Source organism: Olleya sp. AS48, assembly GCF_038900355.1.
In the GTDB taxonomy this organism is placed as follows: domain Bacteria; phylum Bacteroidota; class Bacteroidia; order Flavobacteriales; family Flavobacteriaceae; genus Olleya.
On sequence record NZ_JBBMRD010000006.1, the window covers coordinates 80,332 to 99,015 of the forward strand.

17 protein-coding genes are annotated in these 18,684 nt (G+C 30.5%); 3 read left to right on the forward strand and 14 right to left on the reverse strand.

The window, feature by feature from the left end; all coding sequences use genetic code 11:
* Positions 1-62: 62 nt before the first annotated feature.
* The gene (lptB, locus tag WNY60_RS08975) at positions 63-803 is read left to right on the forward strand and encodes an LPS export ABC transporter ATP-binding protein (protein ID WP_028282850.1); all 741 of its coding nucleotides are present in this window, start codon (positions 63-65) and stop codon (positions 801-803) included.
* 87 nt (positions 804-890) lie between these two features.
* Here the strand turns inward: lptB and WNY60_RS08980 are convergent, their stop codons facing one another.
* Together WNY60_RS08980 and WNY60_RS08985 are read right to left on the reverse strand one after the other, a co-directional pair.
* Positions 891-1,715 (reverse strand): tellurium resistance protein TerC, encoded by an 825-nt coding sequence (locus WNY60_RS08980; RefSeq protein WP_145000152.1) that lies wholly within the window; start codon positions 1,713-1,715, stop codon positions 891-893.
* Positions 1,716-1,723: 8 nt separating this feature from the next.
* Positions 1,724-2,473 carry a CDP-alcohol phosphatidyltransferase family protein gene (locus WNY60_RS08985; RefSeq protein ID WP_292944128.1) on the reverse strand — a complete coding sequence of 250 codons (750 nt, stop codon included), beginning with the start codon at positions 2,471-2,473 and terminating at the stop codon, positions 1,724-1,726.
* Between the two features lie 203 nt (positions 2,474-2,676).
* Here WNY60_RS08985 and WNY60_RS08990 point away from each other — a divergent pair, with 203 nt between their 5' ends.
* Both WNY60_RS08990 and WNY60_RS08995 read left to right on the forward strand, forming a co-directional pair.
* Entirely contained in the window at positions 2,677-3,663 is a 987-nt protein-coding gene (locus WNY60_RS08990; RefSeq protein ID WP_342862240.1) for a PorV/PorQ family protein, read from the forward strand.
* 14 nt (positions 3,664-3,677) lie between these two features.
* Positions 3,678-4,859 (forward strand): DUF4105 domain-containing protein, encoded by a 1,182-nt coding sequence (locus WNY60_RS08995; RefSeq protein ID WP_342862151.1) that lies wholly within the window; start codon positions 3,678-3,680, stop codon positions 4,857-4,859.
* Here WNY60_RS08995 and WNY60_RS09000 read toward each other — a convergent pair whose 3' ends face one another.
* From WNY60_RS09000 to WNY60_RS09055, 12 genes are all read right to left on the reverse strand, one after another.
* Positions 4,860-6,254: a sugar transferase gene (locus tag WNY60_RS09000; RefSeq protein ID WP_342862152.1), complete on the reverse strand. Its 1,395-nt coding sequence runs from the start codon at positions 6,252-6,254 to the stop codon at positions 4,860-4,862.
* A 59-nt stretch (positions 6,255-6,313) separates the two neighbouring features.
* Positions 6,314-7,324 carry a glycosyltransferase family 4 protein gene (locus WNY60_RS09005; RefSeq protein ID WP_342862153.1) on the reverse strand — a complete coding sequence of 337 codons (1,011 nt, stop codon included), beginning with the start codon at positions 7,322-7,324 and terminating at the stop codon, positions 6,314-6,316.
* Positions 7,287-8,633: an O-antigen ligase family protein gene (locus tag WNY60_RS09010; RefSeq protein WP_342862154.1), complete on the reverse strand. Its 1,347-nt coding sequence runs from the start codon at positions 8,631-8,633 to the stop codon at positions 7,287-7,289. The genes WNY60_RS09005 and WNY60_RS09010 overlap by 38 nt, the downstream gene beginning before the upstream one ends.
* A 5-nt stretch (positions 8,634-8,638) precedes the next feature.
* Positions 8,639-9,709, reverse strand: a complete 1,071-nt coding sequence (locus WNY60_RS09015) for a glycosyltransferase (protein WP_342862155.1) — start codon at positions 9,707-9,709, stop codon at positions 8,639-8,641.
* Positions 9,709-10,830 (reverse strand): glycosyltransferase, encoded by a 1,122-nt coding sequence (locus tag WNY60_RS09020; RefSeq protein ID WP_342862156.1) that lies wholly within the window; start codon positions 10,828-10,830, stop codon positions 9,709-9,711. The genes WNY60_RS09015 and WNY60_RS09020 overlap by 1 nt, the downstream gene beginning before the upstream one ends.
* Complete coding sequence (locus tag WNY60_RS09025) at positions 10,830-11,834, reverse strand: glycosyltransferase (protein ID WP_342862157.1); 1,005 nt, start codon at positions 11,832-11,834, stop codon at positions 10,830-10,832. Before WNY60_RS09025 ends, WNY60_RS09020 begins: the two co-directional genes overlap by 1 nt.
* A gap of 9 nt (positions 11,835-11,843) precedes the next feature.
* Positions 11,844-12,866 carry an exostosin family protein gene (locus WNY60_RS09030; RefSeq protein WP_342862158.1) on the reverse strand — a complete coding sequence of 341 codons (1,023 nt, stop codon included), beginning with the start codon at positions 12,864-12,866 and terminating at the stop codon, positions 11,844-11,846.
* 3 nt (positions 12,867-12,869) lie between these two features.
* Entirely contained in the window at positions 12,870-13,649 is a 780-nt protein-coding gene (locus WNY60_RS09035; protein WP_342862159.1) for a glycosyltransferase, read from the reverse strand.
* 3 nt (positions 13,650-13,652) lie between these two features.
* Entirely contained in the window at positions 13,653-15,179 is a 1,527-nt protein-coding gene (locus WNY60_RS09040; RefSeq protein WP_342862160.1) for a glycosyltransferase family A protein, read from the reverse strand.
* On the reverse strand, positions 15,179-16,324 hold the full coding sequence (locus tag WNY60_RS09045) for a glycosyltransferase family 4 protein (RefSeq protein ID WP_342862161.1): 1,146 nt from the start codon (positions 16,322-16,324) through the stop codon (positions 15,179-15,181). The genes WNY60_RS09040 and WNY60_RS09045 overlap by 1 nt, the downstream gene beginning before the upstream one ends.
* A gap of 74 nt (positions 16,325-16,398) precedes the next feature.
* Complete coding sequence (locus WNY60_RS09050) at positions 16,399-17,793, reverse strand: UDP-glycosyltransferase (RefSeq protein ID WP_342862162.1); 1,395 nt, start codon at positions 17,791-17,793, stop codon at positions 16,399-16,401.
* Between the two features lie 15 nt (positions 17,794-17,808).
* Positions 17,809-18,684 carry an N-acetylneuraminate synthase family protein gene (locus WNY60_RS09055; RefSeq protein ID WP_342862163.1) on the reverse strand — a complete coding sequence of 292 codons (876 nt, stop codon included), beginning with the start codon at positions 18,682-18,684 and terminating at the stop codon, positions 17,809-17,811.

The window sequence follows — 18,684 nt, forward strand, 5'->3', positions numbered from 1 at the left end:
TAAAGCGCCTTTTTAATAAGTTATATTGAAATGCTTATTTTTAGGACAATTAAACACACCAAATGAAGCTAAGAGCCGAACATTTAATGAAGTCCTACAGTGGACGTAAAGTTGTAAAAGACGTATCTCTTGAAGTTAGTCAAGGTGAAATTGTTGGGCTTTTAGGTCCTAATGGTGCAGGAAAAACAACATCATTTTATATGACTGTTGGTTTAGTAAAACCAAATGCTGGAAACATCTATTTGGATGACACTAACATTACCAATTACCCTATGTATAAACGTGCACAAAATGGTATTGGTTATCTAGCACAAGAAGCATCTGTATTTAGAAAACTAAGTATTGAAGACAATATTTTAAGTGTTTTACAAATGACCAAACTGAGCAAAAAAGAACAATTGCACAGGATGGAAGCATTAATTGAAGAGTTTAGTTTAGGTCATATTAGAAAAAGTAGAGGTGATTTATTATCTGGAGGAGAACGTCGTCGTACCGAAATTGCACGTGCCTTAGCAACTAATCCAAGCTTTATTTTATTAGACGAACCATTTGCTGGAGTAGATCCAGTTGCAGTGGAAGATATACAACGTATTGTAGCGCAATTAACCAAAAAGAACATTGGTATATTAATTACTGACCACAACGTACAAGAAACGTTAGCTATTACAGATAGAACTTATTTAATGTTTGAAGGAAGTATTTTAAAAGCAGGAGAACCTGAAGAATTAGCTAATGACGAAATGGTACGAAAAGTATACTTAGGTCAGAATTTTGAATTACGTAAAAAGAAGATTAGAGATTAATCTGAATATTGTAAATAAATAATTTATAAATAAAAGCCCAATTGAAAATTCAATTGGGCTTTTAGTATTTAATGACCATTTATGTCACTATATTTTTTCTTCAGACTTAGCTTTAATCTTGGCATTCTCTGCCAATATCTTCTTTTGATAACGACCTTGCACAACATCTACAATAATTAAAATAAATAACACAAAATAGAAGGTTGTTTTACTCATAGACTCAATTGGGTTTCCAAATAGCTTTAAGTGTGCTAAATGTCCACCTTCGGTAACTAACATTATACCTACAATAAATAGGATAAACAACCCAAGCACTTCATACATTCGGTTTTTTGCTAAAAACACTGAGATTCGATCTGCCAAAAACAACATTAATAATCCGCTAATTACAATAGCAATAGCCATTACAATAAAAGCTGTTGTAGCGTTTTCAATATCACTTGTTAACCCTATGGCTGCTAAAATAGAATCAAAAGAGAATACTAAATTCATTATTACAATACTGGTTATAACAGCACTTGCAGACTTACCTCTAGTGCCATCACCTTCAATATCATGATCTAAATCATGAGCGCCAATCATGTGCCAAATTTCTTTTATAGCTGTATAAATAATAAAACCTCCTCCAGCTAATACAATTAAACTGTGTCCATTAAAAGCAAAGCTAGCGACATTACCTAATTCACCTGTCATAAACGAAAAAGGCTCTTTAAAAAAATCAATTATCGATACTAATACAAACAATAATATGATACGTAAAACAATCGCAATTAAAATACCAACTTTTCTAACACGCTTTTGTTCAGATTCTGGTGCTTTTTTTGACTCTAAAGAGATATATAATAAGTTATCAAATCCTAAAACAGCCTGCAACAAAACAAGCATTAAAAGCGTAAAAATAATTTCTAGCATAGTGGGTATTAATTGATGTTATTAAATAAGGATAGTAATATGTATAGTATTATTATTAAAGGGATAGCTGCAAAATGCAACACCACTAAAAGCACAATACTTAAGATTATAAAAATGTAACGTACTGCATTTGACTTAAAACTCCAGTTTTTAAATTTTAAAGCAAATAGTTTTACAGATGAATTTAATATGTAACAACTTAAAATAGTTAATACAATTAAAAACCATTTATTAAGTATAATACTATTTATTAAATCATTATTCTGAAATTCTAAAATTAACGGTAATGATAAAATTAGTAAGGCATTAGCAGGAGTTGGAAGTCCTTTAAAATAGCTTTGTTGTTCTTCGTCAAGATTAAAACGAGCCAATCTATAAGCAGATGCTAATGTTATAAACAGCCCAATAAATGGTAATAAGTTAAAGGTATAGCCTGTCCATTGCATAGTTTCTGACCACTCATCAATGGATGTTACTGCTTTACTATTACTAGCTAATTCTAACAGTTTAAAAACTACTATTCCTGGTACTAATCCACTAGTTACCATATCTGCCAAACTATCTAATTGCAAACCTAAATCGCTTTGCACATTTAACTTTCTTGCTAACAAACCATCAAAAAAATCAAAAAAGATGCCTAAAAACACAAAAAAGGCAGCAAAAATAAAGTGGTTATTAACAGCAAATATGACTGCCACACTTCCGCTAAATAAATTTAGAAGTGTGATAAAATTTGGTATAAAAGCTTTGATGTTCATCAGTTAGTTTTTTGTAAAAATAACAAAGTATTTGTGTCTATTCCAAACACTATGCAATATAGTATTAAAATTGAAGTTTAATATATAGAAAAATTATAGCATCTTTGTAAAAAAAATTGAAATTGAAAGTAAGTTTACTAGCCTTTTTATTACTGAGTGTCTCATTCTCTTTTGCTCAAACCCGAAAATATTCAAACGAATTTATGAATATTGGTGTGGATGCAGCTGCTTTAGGGATGAGCAATGCTACCGTTGCTAGAACCAACGATGTAAATTCTGGCTATTGGAATCCTGCTGGATTAATTAAACTAGAAGACAATCAATTAGCCTTAATGCACTCTAGTTACTTTGCTAATATTGCAAATTATGACTATGCAGCTTTTGCAATGCCTTTAGATGATAATAGTGCTTTCGGAATCTCTTTAATACGTTTTGCTGTGGATGATATCCTAGATACTACACAGCTTATAGATGAACAAGGTAATGTTAACTATGACCGAATCAGCTTATTTTCTACAGCAGATTATGGTTTAACTTTATCTTACGCTAGAGACTTACCGCTAGAAGGATTAAGTTATGGTGTTAATGCTAAAATTGTTAGACGTATAATAGGAGACTTTGCTTCAAGTTGGGGTTTTGGTTTGGATGCTGCTATTCAATTTGAAAGTGACAATAATTGGAAGTTTGGTATCATGGCACGTGACATTACCACAACTTTTAATGCTTGGACAATTAATGAAGATGAATTTGCTAAAGTCCAAAATGCAGTAGAAGGTCAAAATCAAGAACTACCAGAAACTACAGAGATTACAATACCAAAATTACAATTAGGTGTAGCTAAATTATATCGTTTTCATTATGATTATACGCTGGAAGCAGAGCTAGACTTAAACGTAAGATTTGAGCAAAATAATGATGTTATATCAACCTCTTTTGCGAGTATAAATCCTGCTTTAGGCTTAGAGTTTGGCTATATTGATATGATTTATCTTAGAACAGGTGTTGGTAATTTTCAAAATGAATTACAGATAGACAACTCTGAAGATTTAACGTTTCAACCAAGTTTTGGTGTCGGTTTTAAATATAAAGGCATCCAAGTAGATTACGCGTTTACAGATATTGGTGATCAAAGCGTTGCTTTGTATTCTAATGTATTTTCGTTAAAACTAGATTTTAGCGTTTTTAGATAAGTTATCTTTGTAGCATGAGACTATTATTATACATTGTTTTTGTACTTAGTACAACTACAGGATTTACACAAGCAATACCTTTATCCCAGGACACCACAGTAAGTGTTATCACATTTGGACCAGGTAGTAACTTAAACGATGCTTTTGGGCATAATGCCATCCGTATTAAATCCCGATTTGCTGATATTGCATATGACTTTGGCAGGTATAATTTTGACGATCCAAATTTTTATTTAGATTTTGCTAGAGGAAAACTTAACTATCTACAAGGTAAATCCAATTATAAAAACTTTATAGCGTTTTATATTAGTGAAAATCGCACAATAAAAGAGCAACAACTGCGCTTAACTCAAGCTGAAACCAAGCAATTATATGATTATTTAGAGGCTAATTATAAGAAAGATCAAGGAGCTTACCTGTATGATTTTTTTTATGATAATTGCGCCACTAAAATAAGAGATGTCATTGAAACTACTTTAGATGGAAATCTAGAGTATAACCTACCAGAAGACTATAAACAGCAAACTTTTAGACAATTAATTGACCATAATTTATATTGGAATACTTGGGGAAGCTTTGGGATAGATATTGCATTAGGGTCTATAATTGATAGACAAGCAACGCCAAGAGAACAGCTTTTTTTACCTGAAAAAGTTAATCAGTTTTTTGAGCTTGCTACTTTAAAGGATTCGAAAGAAAAATTGGTTACTGCATCTAAAACAATCTTTACTAAAAAAGGAGAAAACGAAAATAAAAACAGCTTTTTTCTAACTAGTCCATTACTGTTAACATTGGTTTTAGCATTGGTTATTCTTTATATAACCTATAGCGATAATAAAAATTACGCTAGAAACAAAGGGTTAGATTTAGCCCTATTTACAGTCACAGGACTAATAGGTATTTTACTATTTTTATTATGGTTTGCAACAGATCATACAGGTACTACTTACAACTACAATTTATTGTGGGCTTTTCCTTTAAGTCTGTTTTCTATCCTACAAATTTTAAAGACTAGTCCTAAAAAATGGTTTATAGCTTATATTAAATTTTCAATTTTAATGTTATGCTTGATTGTGATGCATTGGACTATAGGTGTGCAACGCTTTGCTCCTGCTTTAGCACCTTTATTACTAGCGTTAGCAGTTAGGTATATATACCTTTTAAGGTTTTATAAATTATCCAAAAATAAAGCCTAATTATTGTCCTCTAAAAAAGATGACAGTACTTAACGTTTTAACTATAATATTGATGTCTAATAAAAAGCCTCTATGCTTAATATAGTACAAATCATATTGTAATTTTAATAAACTATCATCAACGCTTGAACCATAGCGTGCTTTAACCTGAGCCCAACCTGTTAGTCCTGGTTTAACGATATGTCTGGTTTCGTAAAAAGGAATGACTTGGGACAATTCGTCTACAAAATAAGGACGCTCTGGTCTAGGACCAATCAAACTCATATCACCTTTTAAAATATTTAAAAATTGTGGTATTTCGTCCAATCTAGTAACTCTTAAAAACTTACCAAAAGCTGTAATTCTAGTATCATTTTTTGTTGCCCAAACAGCTCCTGCTGCTTCTGCATTTTTAACCATAGTCCTATACTTAAAAATCTTGAAAGGGATTCCGTTTTTTCCAACACGTTCTTGAGTGTAAAATAACGCACCTCTATTACCCAAAGCATTACCAATTAAAATAAAAGGCAAAATTAGTAATCCTAAAAACAAACCAACTAGTGATAACAAAATATCAAAAAGACGTCTGTAGGCTAAATATAATTTATTTTTATTGTTTCGGCTAAATGGAAAATATTTATAAAAATCCTTCCCAACGAACTGTACAGGAACACGATAGGTTATATCTTCATAAACCTGAGTATACTCTTTTATTGGAAACCCTTTTTCTAATAAAGTAATTAAATCGGAATATATATTAGAAGTAATGTTTTCTGAATTATAGCTTGCAATTACGACTTCAGATATATTTTCATCTTTGATTATCTGATGCATTTTAGAAGGCTCGTATTCCTTTAACCCTTTATATTTTATAGTGTCTTTTTTACTTATTTCACAATTAATAAAACCAATAATCTTATAATTAGGATCAGCACTAGCAAAAGCGTCAACAATGGTTTTAATATTAGAAATTTCGCCAACTAAAAGCACCCTTTTAAAAAACCTAGGAGAAGAAATAAATGTTATGTAAGCCCATCTCCAAAAATATAAACCAAATAAAATAGCCAAATAAAAGTAAAGTATTTGTAATCTATTTTCGGGTAATGATGGTGTGTAAAACGGAGTTAAAAGATAAAATAAAACGGTCACAGAAGTGGTAAGTAAAACCGTACCTAAAACCGTGTCTAATCGACTTGATTTTTGCAAATCATACAGTTCCAAGACTGTTCCAAAAACGGTAATATAAATAGCAAGCACAATAAACCAGGTCCAATGTTGGTCATACACTTTAAAATAGTCAAAGTCAAAAAAAGTGCTTACTGTAAATAGTGATAAGCCTATAAAAAGTAAATCAAATAAACGCAATAGTATTTTACGTTCAGAAATTTCAAAGTGGATACCACTACTTGTATTCATTGTTACTGGTTGGTAGAATTATTTCAAAGATAACAAGTAAATGTTTTAAACCAAGTTTTTTACTTTAAAGTGCTAATCCATTTTTGTTTAACGGTATTCCAATCAAATTGTTCTGCTTTATTCCTTGCAGAAGTAACTACAGATTGTGTCCATTTTGGATTGTTCTTATAATATAATAAGGCTTTAGCAAATGCCTTGACATCATTTGGAGGCACTAATTGTCCATCAATAGTATTATCAATTAAAAAAGGTAAACCACCTACATGTGTTGACACTATAGGCAACCCTAAAGCCATAGCTTCGATAACGCTTACAGGTGTATTATCAAAATTAGTGGTATTAATAAATACATTGTAATTTTTAGATAAAGCAATCCATTCTTCTTTAGTCAATTTCCCTGTAAAGGATACCTCTAAACCTAGATTGTTGGCATATTTTTTAACTTCTTGTAAACTGCCATCATTGTCAGGACCAACCATGCACAACGAACAATTGTAACCTTTTTTCTTTAATTCAGAAAAGACATTGATTGCTAATTTTGGATTGTACAAGTTTGAAAAAGAGCGTACCCAAAGTAGATCTATGGTATCTATTTCTCTAACTAAAAAAGGATAATTTTTAATGTCAATACTATTTGGTATCACTTCTACATTTATATAACCTTTTTCATTAAAAGATGCTTTAATATAATTTGAAGGTGCAATATTAACATATGCATTTTTAAAGATAGTAGCACTTAATTTAGGATTTTTAGTAAGCCGAATAGGTAAATTCCCTCCGTGTAAAATAGGTATATATTTTAAATCTAAAATTTGACATAACTTACTTACAGCGTAGGCGTAATAAAAATTTAGCGTACTGTATGTATCGATTAATACATAGTCGGTGGATTGTCTGTGTTTAAAAACGGTCCATAGCATATGGATTAATCTCAAAAAGATATTTTTATAACTAGAGGCATAAGTTATTTTAAAACCAGATGCTTCAAGACTTGTACCTAAAGTATCAATGGTTGTAGCTGTTTTACCTGAACTAATTAATTTGTTGCCTATGTATACTAGGTTTGTCATTTATAATATGTAATAAACTTAATGCATAAATAAAGGCTGGTGCAGCAATTCGCATCGCAGAATGATTTATTGTAAGTAACCAAAACAAATAGAAAGAAAAAAATAAAACATTATTCCTATTTTTTAATCTATAAAACAAAGGCACTAACAATAGTATACTTAACGCTAAAACACCTAATAAGCCATGCTCTGAAATGATACGACTTATCTCATTATGTGACGCTGCATGTATACCTGTTCTCTGAAAACGCAAATCTTTTACTCGTCCAACGCCTACACCTAAAAAAGGATTAGCAATAAATTCTTCAAATTCAGCTAAAAATAAGTCACCTCGACCTGTTGTTACATCACTTTTTTCATGACCCATAGCATTTTGATTAGAATATCGTTTTTCAATCATGCCATTAGTTTGATCAGTCGAAATAATCCATGTCAAAACTGTAATACTTAAAAATAAAAAAATAGAAGTTATCATCCTTTTTTTATTTTTTTCATCCATGGATTTATATTGAAAAATAATAAAAAACAAAATCATCAATATGGCTGTATATACACCTCCTCTACTAAAAGTTACGATTGCCCTAAAAGCGAATATTAAGATTAAAAATAGGTCTAAATACTTTACGAATTTTGTTTTACTAAAATAAAAAAAACGAACTGTCATTAAAAAAAAACCTAACCCTAACACTGTAGACATTTGATTAGGACCAAAACCTCCTGAGGTATCAAAATTAGAGCCTGTTCCTGAAGATACTGCTGCGACATTTGGATTATACATAATAACAAAGACCAAAGTGCTTATTAATGGAAAAACAATAAAGTTAACTATAGACTCAAGTTGTTTTTTTGTAATGGACAAGTCATAACATAATAAAGCTGAAACACCTAAACAAACCGGACCACTTAAATTAAAAGCTATGGCTTTTCTCACATTACCACTAATATCTAACAAATATAACGACAGATAAATACTTGGAATTAATAATAATATATAAAGTAAGTACGGTGAAGCTTTTTTATTAAAGCCACTATAAAACAACCCTAAAATCGTGAATATTATAACAAGATATTTACTTGCCTCATAAAAAGGTCCGCTATTAGTCATACGAAGGATTACCTCTGCTCCAATAATATAAGCACAAGCCCTTACAACTTCAAAAGACTTTAAATATGGTTTTGCACTTATTATTCTATAAAAAAAATAGAAAACTATACTATAAAAATAAAGATTACCTAAGGTTCTTGAATAGAAGATTAAAACCCCTATTAATATATGTAAGCCTATTAATTTTATATAGTTATTTTGCATTTAAATTATAATCGTGAATACATCTTTAAAATTGAATCTAGCTGTGAACTTTCAGAAAAATTAGTTTTGACTAAATCTTTTATATTATTCGAACAAACATTCCTCAGCTGTAAGTCTTCAATATAAAATATTATAGCTTGACTTAAAGAGAAAAAATCTTCTGAAGTTACCAACAAACCTGTGATTTTATTACTAATCACCAAACTACAATCACCTACATTGGTACAAATTACAGGTAAACCAGCTAATCCATACTCTAACAATGCTAAAGGTAAGCCTTCAGATTTTGAAGACAAAACACCTATAGTACTTTGCTGTAAAATAGCAGAAGTATCTGCACAACTACCATAAATAAAGACAGACGTTTCTAATTTATTTAAATTAATAAAGTCAAAAATAGATTTAGAATATGCATCTTTAAAATCCTGACCTACTAAATGCAAAGTCCACATTGGTTCAGTTATTAAAACCGCTTTAAAAGCTCTCAATAAATTTAAATGATCTTTTTGTGGTCTTAAATTTGCTAAGCAAACAATACGCTTACCTTCTACTCCTTTTAATTTTGTAGTTAGCGGATTATTATTTTTTACTGCATAATTAGGTAAATAACTAACCGATTTCACTTTAAGTGTCGTTTTTGCCCAGGCTTCTAATTTAGAATTTACACTAAATATGTGGTTAAAAAAACGCGAACAAAATTTTAAAACCTGCTTTGGTCGTTGCTTTAAAAATTCGCTTTTACCATAATGATCATGCCAAACCAATTTTAATTTGGGCTGTAACAACTTAATTATAGTTGCTAAAAAAAAAGACGAACCATGTGCATGAACAATCTGTATTTTTTCGTCCTCAATAAATTGGTATAACAGCTTAATAGCTTTACTATCTAAGGTTGTTTTTTTATTTAAAAATAAATAGCCAACGTCTTTATTTAATTCGCCTTTCAAAAGTCCCTCTGCTCTGGTAGTACACAAATAACTTGCTTCAACAAAATGCAACAAACCATTGGCGTAGTTTACTGCAACACGCTCTGCACCTCCTGCTTCCAAGCTATCAATTAATTGTAATACTTTCATTATTTGGTAGTTATTAAACGTTTTATTTCTGCCTCAAACACATCTAAAGTAAACAGTTGTGACCAGTCTGAAGCTTTAATAGATTGTTCTCGCAAATGCGACTTATCTAACAAACAACTTTCAATTTTGTTAACTGCAGACGCTAAATCAGGTGCTATTAAGAGTCCTCTTTTTCCATTATCTAACATATTTGGCACACAAGATATTGACGTGGCAATAGGTATGACGCCATAAAACATAGCTTCAGCTAAGGCTTTTGGCCAACCTTCGGACTTTGATGCTAATATTGAAAAATGTGATTGTTTTAAAGCTGCTTTTATGGTGTCACTGGTTTGATTTCCGTGTAAAACGATATACTTTCCTAAGTTATTTTGATCTATGTATTGCTGTAATTGTTTTTTTAAAACGCCTTCTCCATATAATGCTAAGTAACTTGGCATACCTCTGTTAATTAAAGCTTCAACAATTTGTATGGCCAACAATGGGCGTTTCCCTTCAACCAAACTGCCTACAAAAATAAAATGTAAGTCAGCAGAATAATCTCTTAAAGGAATCGCTTCTCGGTCTTCATTTTTAAAGGATGCTGTAAAGAACGACTTAATATTTTTAGTTTGATTTTTCCATTCTCCATAAACTAAAGCAGTCATGTTTTTAGTCAAAGTGGTATTTGAAAGTATTTTTTTTTGAAGGGTATAACTTAAGGGTTGTTGTGCGTTTGGATCCCAATTACCTGCATATTTTGCGGTTTTTATTTTCTTCGGAAAAAATAACTGAATAAAACATCCTAGTAAACCTATGTTTCCTGGACACCTTAAATGAATATGGTCTGCACGTTTACAAGCCTGAAATAACCTATAAAAAATAAATGGTATCGCTAATAATGATTTTACACCACGACTAAAATTAATAAATGCTAGGGATGGTATTGGTGTGAATTTAATTTTGTTATACTGATAAGCTATATCAATTTCAGAAATTGGTGTATCGGTTGTTGGTGCAACAATCTCTACCTCATCCACATAGTTTAACCACAAATTCATCTCACGCACATAAGGTGCATAGGCAAACCATTGCTGTGCTTTTGGTTTATGAAAAACATGTGTGATAATTAAAAATCGCATTATTTAATTTTAGGTTTGTTAAATATAAGCGAAATCAATCCAACCATTCGACCTAAAGTTTCGGTTAATGCTTTTTTATGTTCTGACGTTGTAATAACATTTGTCGCTCTAATTAATGTTAGCAGCACAATCGTAGCATAAAATTTAAATCTAGCAACAAATGTAGGCTTAGGATATTTGATACGCCAAACATACCATCCATTTCTGACGACCATCATACCATAATTAAATTGATTAGGCCTACCAGATTTGTCATGATAATGATAAATTTTAGCTTTAGTAGATATTATATTTTTACCATATTTCAAAGCTCGTAAGCTATAGTCTGCATCTTCATATAAACCATAACCTTCAAAATAAGTAGAAAATTTTATGTTGTCAAACACAATTCTCTTAAAACTAAAAGACATTCCTACCAATAAATCTACTTGATATAATTTATCATTAAGTGGATAACTATAAGTCCTTCCATGTGAAAATGTTGGCATTATACCTGGTAAGTTTGGTGATTGTAATCCAAAATAATTACGAACAACATTTCTAGTACTCTCTTTTATTATATAATCCTCTAATGAATAATACAATTTTTTATTGTAAACATGGTTAGGGCTTTGAAGTTTCCATCTATTTTCGTTTACTGCTACACCTCCAACTCCAGTTATCTCAGAATCATCATTAAAAGCCTCTATAACTGCTTTAAAATAATCACGATCTAACACAGTATCATCATCCAAAAAACAGACAATATCAATCGATTTACCAACTTTGCTAATACCAAAATTACGTTGCTTAGTTAAACCTCTATTAGCTTCATCAACTTTAAAATAACTAAGACTATGGAATGTGTTTTCACTTAAAACTAATTCAGTTTCAGAATTGGTAGAGCCATCTATTACAAGAATTTCATTAGGATACAATGTCTGCAAGGCAACGGACTTTAAAAGCGTAAGGATAGCTTTTGGTCGCATATATGTGCAAATGACTAATGAAAAAGACAAATTCATAAACTACTATTAAGTTTTAAACTGATTATAAATCTCTAAAAAATAAGCGTCGCGTTGCAACGTATTAAGCCATAAGTTACGATTAGAATGTTGGATATTCTCAAATTCAGATGCTGATAACCATTTATGAAATTCTAAAATTTGATCTGCTATTTTAATGTGACTTGATGCATCCAAAATTAAACAATGTTTAGTCCAATCTATGCGATTACTCAATGGTAACCTACAATCTGTGTTTAGCAAAATAGGAATACGACCTACTGCTAAGGTTTCATAAAATCTAACCGAAAAATTACCAACACCTCTAATGCAAAATGTATAAGCATTGTTAAATAGATTATCATAAAATTGCTGAGTAGTCTCTTGTTGTGTTTCCGGAGAATGCGAGCCTGCTCTATATTTAGTTCTAAGTATAAAATTGGTTTCTAAACCTTCATTTATAGCTAATGTTTGTAAATAGTTGGCACGCTTAACACTGGATGGATAAAACCTCTGTTTATCTGCTAGTATTTTGTTACACTTTCGTTTGACTTGATATTTTAAGTGGTTGGTATAGTCTTTTAAATATTTTAAAACGCCAGATTGCGCATGACCAACAAATCCAATATTTGGTTTATTTGTTTTTTTTAAAACATTAAAACCTTGCGTCAACACGGAAGCATACGGATCGTTTATAAAAGACGGTAAAACATAAGTACTTTTATCCATTTTACTATCAAAACCACCTAACCTAAAGGTGTAACTATTAGGAATATAATTGGTAAACCCATAGTCTCCTGCAGTATAAATCCATATAGGAAGCTTTGCTGTTTTAGCAGCGTTTAAAAGCCCTAAAAAGGGTTCTCTTTGTTTTAAAAACACTGCATAATCAACTGGTAGAACGACAATATTTGCATCATTAACATTAGAAACGATACTATACTTTTCAAGTAGCTTTTGGTTTTGCTTAAATACCAAATCAAATAACAACGGAAAGACTTGACGTCGATACGCTTCGGTTAAAAAATTAGTATTTGTGTATAGTTTAAGCATTTGTTATTTACGCAAGTTTTTATAGGTTAATAACCCTCTTTTTTTATTGTTGTAAAAAAAACATTCTAAATGTAATCTACAAGACCTTAAAAATTTTATATTTTTTTTACTTAAAACTATTCTGTTTTTTTTTAATGGACGATCAATTACAGATATACAATTTGAAGCGTAATTAACATATGATACGTTAGAAATTGCAATTTTTGCTTTAGATTTAAATATTCTTATGGCAAATTCAGTCTCTCCATAATCTCCTGATGTAGATTCAAGATAATAACCATAAGTATCATAAAATTTCTTTGTCGTTATAAAAGGGTTGTCACTATACTGATGACTTTGAAAAATAAAGTTTTTCCAAGAAAATTTGGGGATTAAATCAATGTTTTGGGTTATAGGAATAACGTGTTTGAAAGAATAACTAGAAATAAACCGAATCAAATCTGCTTGTTGATTTTTTAAAACAGAAAAACATTCATCAAGTATATTTACTAATTCTTTCTTAAGCAAAAAATCTTCTTGACAATAAATTATGTAATCTCCTTTGCAAGCTTTTATACCTTTATTTATATTCCCTGCTAACCCTAAATTTTTATTAGATGTTATTACCAGATTAACTGGATACTTCTTGATGATATCTAAATTAGTTTTATTACTAGAATCGTCACTTACGACAATTTCAAAATTTGGATAATCTAAAAATTTAATAGCTTCTATACATTCTAGTAATGCTTGAGGTCTATTATAATGAGTGATTAAAAAACTTAATTTAACTTTTTCATTCATCTGTTACATTTTTTTTGACCAAAAATCACTTTTAACCCACTGTTTATTAAATTTACTTATAAATGCAATAAAATTAATCACTTTTTCTTGTTTAAATCTTCTAATAAAATATAGCAACTTATAACCTTTAAGCTGTTTATGTGTATAATATTTTTTATGTAAATACATAATAGCCGGAGAAGGTAAAGGTTGAATACTTTCGGAATCCCATGGATGAATAAACTTAGTTCTAAAACCACCAAAAGGTGCTTTTAAATGGGTGATTATAACATCAGAAAAGTAAATAACATCTTCTCCAGTATGTCTAATCTGCATTCCAAAATCTGTATCCTCTCCATAGCTAAACTCAAATTTAGAGTTAAATTTAACTTTGTTAAGTAAATCGCTCTTTAAAATTGCGTTCCCACCTCCAAAAATAGGGGTTTGACCAGATTTTAAAAAATATTGCGTTTCACCTGGTTTTAAATAAACAGTTAAGCCACATTTGACACCATATTGTGTTACTTTTTCAAATAATTTTTCAATTAAATTAGGTTCAAAGCGATTATCATCATCTCCTAATAGTACCCATTCACTAGTAACCTCTTTAAGAGCTATATTTCTTGCATTTACAACACCTAATTGATGAATAAAATGATGTATTATTTTGAATGGCCAAATTTCGGTATTTATATAACTTAAGTCTGATTTAGAAGTTAATTTTGGGTTTTGTTCTACAATTATTACAGATTTTGGTAAAAAAGTTTGTTTACTTAAATCCTTAAGTACATTAAATAAATAGTCTTTTCTGCCAATAGTGGGAATAATAACATCAATTGACCCATTTTTAACAATTTTTTTTGTCGATTTAAGATCGTTATCAAAATTAAAATCAAGTGTTAACCTCTTTAGAAAAACAGTTTTTATAGCATCTAAAAAGGGGAATTTTTTTTCATATAAGAAATAACATAAACATAGATACCATACCCAAAACCATTTATAGTGTGTTTTTACGAATTTAAATAATGTAGTTTGGCAAAAAAACTGTTGAGCTTTCCATTTTGGATTATTAATTAGTAATTTAGGTTCAGAATAGCATAACAAACCTTCATTTTGTCCTAATTTTGCTATTGAAAGCAGGTTATAATTAAAACTATTAGTTGTTTCAATAATAGACGAAAATTTTATGAGAGTAGATGAAAGAATACCTCCAACCCACGCACTCATCAACCATGTGGGATATGTATTACTTGTATTTATTTTAATATAAAAAGACCGATCTATATACCCAATAGCATCATGTATTGGAATGTTACTAAAAGGATGGAATGTTGCTAAAATATAGTTATGATGAAAAATTTTAGTTAGTTGACTAATATTTAACAACTCTTTTAAGTCAATATGACACCAAATTAATAATTGATTGGAATTTGCTTTAGCTATATTTAAAAGCTCTTCTGTTAATGTGGTATTTGTCGAAAAAACAGGTAGAGTATTGTCATCATTTATTACAGAAACTACATGCTTTGAATTGTGGTAGACTATAATCATTATGTTATAATTTTATCATAATACTCAATATTTATATCTACGTTTAGCTCTATATTAAAAGACGTCTCTACCTTTTTTCTTGCTTCTCTACCTAATGCCAAACAAAGTGTTTCATCCTTTAATAAATTAAGAATTCTTTCTGCATAGATATCTATATCTGATGGATGTACTAAATACCCATTCACACCATCATCAATCAGCTCTTGTGCCCAACCAATGCTAGTATTTACTACCGATTTTTGTAAAGCCATACTCTCTATAGTAACCATACCTAACGTTTCAGCAAAACTTGGAAATGTACAAACATGGGCTTTTTTAATATGTGCTTTAACATCACTGTAAGGTATTTTACCTAAATACTCTACATTTTGTTTAGCTTGATCTGTAAATATAGACTGCATTAAGGCAAAAGTAGACTTGTGTCCTGTTTTTATGTCTGAAGCATCACCTCCTATTAATTTCAATTTAGCGTTAGGTTCTGTCTCTAAAATTGTATTAAATATTTGAGCTAGCTCCAAAACACCTTTTTTTCTGATAATTGTACCGATGTATAAAATGGTTTTTTCTTCGTAAACTTTTGGTGTTTGATTCTCAAAGTGAGCTAATTGTAAACCATAATGAATAGTTTTTATTTTTTTTCGGTTTAAACCAAAAATCTTAGCAGTCTCTTCTCCTGCAAATGTTGTTGGAGCAATATAAGCTGATGCTTTTAATAAACCCATTTTCTCAAAGACAAAATTTTTAAACTTTTGTTTGCGTTTATCTAATTTACAAAAGTAAGCATCACTTCCATGTAGTCTAATTACCAATGGAATATTAAATTTCATAAAAGCTGTAATACCAGTCCAATCTGGTGCTTCAATTAAATCTATAGCTTCAGACTTAACTACTATATTAATATAATACTGAAGCTGTTTTCTGTAAAAATACCAAGTAAAGACTTTGTACTTTTTTTTCTTAATTAAATGAATCGTAACACCTTGGTCATCTATAATAGTGTCTTCATTTTGATGATACACAAAAATAGTAACTTGCTCACCTTTATCAACTAAAGCAACTGCTAGATTTTTTATACTAGTGGCTATTCCCGCAGCGTGAGACACTTTAGGATGCGGATACTCTGATGTTAAAAAAGCGATGTGCATGATTTGATAATTGTAAATTTTGTTTAGACTGATCTCTCAAAGATTTGTAATTCCTATTTTTTTATGTATCAAACTTAATTAAGTATTGTATCTATTGCCTTCCAAATATTTTCTGAGGCTTTAGTGGGTGTGGTACCAACGATAATCTCGTACCATCTTTTACCTTCTGCTACATTTGATAATTGACCATCTAATATTTGTTTTACTAAATGGTCCAAGTCATTTTTATCGGTACAAAACACTGCTGCTTTATCGCTTGGCATACTTCTAAAATGAACGTAGTTATAGTTTTGACCTATATCTCTAATGCCTTTTTTAAGTTGCGGTTGCTCATAATTATAATAAATGCAAGCTTTATTATGCGCAACAAAATCAAAAACGGTTGATGAGCAAACATTGGTTACAAACTCTGAATGTTCGCAAACATTATACAACATTTTAAAATCTTCCTTTGCTGGCAAGACCTGGTTCCATTGGTCACCTATTGGCTTCCAAATGGGATCTAAAACTTCAATAATATCTTTATTTGCATGGATTACAGCGTCGTATCTGGATGTAAAATCCACGGGACACTTCCTGTAAATAATACCTAAATTTTCGCCTTTAGCATTTAAACGCCTTACCGTATTTGCTAAATCTTCTAAATAATATTGGTCTAAAGGTGACGTCGTTTCGTCATCACCAGAATAACAAATATATTTTTTATTTACGTCTAAATTGTATTGTTTAAAAAAGTCTGCTCGACTTTGTTTTAAGCTAGTATCATAATGTGGTTCAAACTGTGGTGTCCCTGTTACAAACACTTGTTCTGCTTTTACAAAAGGATAATATTGTAAGACTTCGCGCTTCATGTGGTCACTCCAAACGCTATAATAATCGGTTTCCACCACTTGCATCGCTTTGGGTACATTATCCCATGAGTAAACAAAAGCAACCGTAGGAATCCCTAAATCTTTAGCAGCCAATAACGCACTTATAGATTTTGTTGCACGTTGTGTTGTGCAAAATATTAAATCGGGTTTATGTTGTTGTAATTGCGCTTTACAGTAGGCATATTTAGGATTTTGACGCTCTAATGTATTTATTTTTTGTCTGATTTTTTCAATACCTTTTTCTGAAGAATATAGCCCTATGAGTAACTTGGTATATAAACTTTTAAGCGTGTTTTTTACACCTTTATAATTAAAAGGAAACTTATAAGTTGGATACACGTCATCATTAAATTTATCCTGAGACACATTCAATTCGGCTTGCTTTCTAGCACGAGAATAAATTGGTGTTAATGGATGGATTTGATGGTTATCTATCTTAACTTCATTAAAACCCAAATGGTCTTTTAACGAAAAAACAGTATTATTCCAATACGTGATATCAAAACCATGCTGTTCTCCAATAGATTTAAAATCTGTAAAGGCAAAGTTGCGTAAACCAACACCATCAGGAAAAAAGACAAATACTTTTTTTTTCATTATAATAAAATCAGATTATCCTTTTTGATTTTTTAATTTATCACGTTGCACTTGCTCTATAGGTAAAATGTCTTGGCTTTTAAAAGTTAATGCTTTATGCACTGCATTTAAATCTCTTGATAATTTACGTAATCCCATAGGCTCCAATGATGCAGCATGATCCGTTCCTTTCCAAGTACGATCTAAGGTATAATGACGCTCAATAATTGGTGCACCTAAGGTGTAAGCTGCAACATCTACTGCAATACCTAAATGGTGTCCAGAAAAACCAATATGTTTGACTTGATTACCGTATTTTTCTATCAATAAATTAATATCTAATAAACAAACATCTTCAAAGGGTACAGGATAGCCAGAGGTACAGTTGTATAATACTAAATCTTTGGCTCTATTGTGTTTAGTAAACAATTTTACTAAATCTTCAATTTCATCTTTAGTGGTCATTCCTGTAGAAATATGAAGTTCGCCTTTGTAATTTTCACATAACCATGCTAACATGATAACATTATTATTACAAGCCGAAGGTATTTTGATAAACTTTGGCTGTAATGAAGCAATCTCTTTTGCTGATGTTAAATCCCAAACAGAGGTTGAATAATCAATACCAATAGATTCGCAAAAATCTTTAAGTTCTTGATGTTGAGCTACATCAAACTCTAAATACTCTCTATGTGCACCATAAGTGTCACCATACGAGTTGGAAGGATTTGGGTGTGGACTATTATATTGTTCTTCCGTTAGCAGCTCAATATTATGACGCTTCTGAAACTTGACAGCATCTACATTACAAAATATTTTAGCCATTTGGATTAACTCTTTAGCAATTTGCATATCGCCTTTATGATTACATCCAATCTCTGCTATGATGTAAGGTTTTTTGTAGGTATTCAT

Excerpts from the sequence above, each read along its gene's own strand:
- WNY60_RS09050 (WP_342862162.1), bottom strand. The coding sequence starts at position 17,793 with ATGAAAAAAAAAGTATTTGTCTTTTTTCCTGATGGTGTTGGTTTACGC.
- WNY60_RS08990 (WP_342862240.1), top strand. The coding sequence starts at position 2,677 with ATGAATATTGGTGTGGATGCAGCTGCTTTAGGGATGAGCAATGCTACC.
- lptB (WP_028282850.1), top strand. The coding sequence starts at position 63 with ATGAAGCTAAGAGCCGAACATTTAATGAAGTCCTACAGTGGACGTAAA.
- WNY60_RS09055 (WP_342862163.1), bottom strand. The coding sequence starts at position 18,684 with ATGAATACCTACAAAAAACCTTACATCATAGCAGAGATTGGATGTAAT.
- WNY60_RS09005 (WP_342862153.1), bottom strand. The coding sequence starts at position 7,324 with ATGACAAACCTAGTATACATAGGCAACAAATTAATTAGTTCAGGTAAA.
- WNY60_RS08985 (WP_292944128.1), bottom strand. The coding sequence starts at position 2,473 with ATGAACATCAAAGCTTTTATACCAAATTTTATCACACTTCTAAATTTA.
- WNY60_RS09030 (WP_342862158.1), bottom strand. The coding sequence starts at position 12,866 with ATGCTTAAACTATACACAAATACTAATTTTTTAACCGAAGCGTATCGA.
- WNY60_RS08995 (WP_342862151.1), top strand. The coding sequence starts at position 3,678 with ATGAGACTATTATTATACATTGTTTTTGTACTTAGTACAACTACAGGA.
- WNY60_RS09025 (WP_342862157.1), bottom strand. The coding sequence starts at position 11,834 with ATGAATTTGTCTTTTTCATTAGTCATTTGCACATATATGCGACCAAAA.
- WNY60_RS09035 (WP_342862159.1), bottom strand. The coding sequence starts at position 13,649 with ATGAATGAAAAAGTTAAATTAAGTTTTTTAATCACTCATTATAATAGA.
- WNY60_RS09010 (WP_342862154.1), bottom strand. The coding sequence starts at position 8,633 with ATGCAAAATAACTATATAAAATTAATAGGCTTACATATATTAATAGGG.
- WNY60_RS09045 (WP_342862161.1), bottom strand. The coding sequence starts at position 16,324 with ATGCACATCGCTTTTTTAACATCAGAGTATCCGCATCCTAAAGTGTCT.
- WNY60_RS09020 (WP_342862156.1), bottom strand. The coding sequence starts at position 10,830 with ATGCGATTTTTAATTATCACACATGTTTTTCATAAACCAAAAGCACAG.
- WNY60_RS09040 (WP_342862160.1), bottom strand. The coding sequence starts at position 15,179 with ATGATTATAGTCTACCACAATTCAAAGCATGTAGTTTCTGTAATAAAT.
- WNY60_RS08980 (WP_145000152.1), bottom strand. The coding sequence starts at position 1,715 with ATGCTAGAAATTATTTTTACGCTTTTAATGCTTGTTTTGTTGCAGGCT.
- WNY60_RS09000 (WP_342862152.1), bottom strand. The coding sequence starts at position 6,254 with ATGAATACAAGTAGTGGTATCCACTTTGAAATTTCTGAACGTAAAATA.
- WNY60_RS09015 (WP_342862155.1), bottom strand. The coding sequence starts at position 9,709 with ATGAAAGTATTACAATTAATTGATAGCTTGGAAGCAGGAGGTGCAGAG.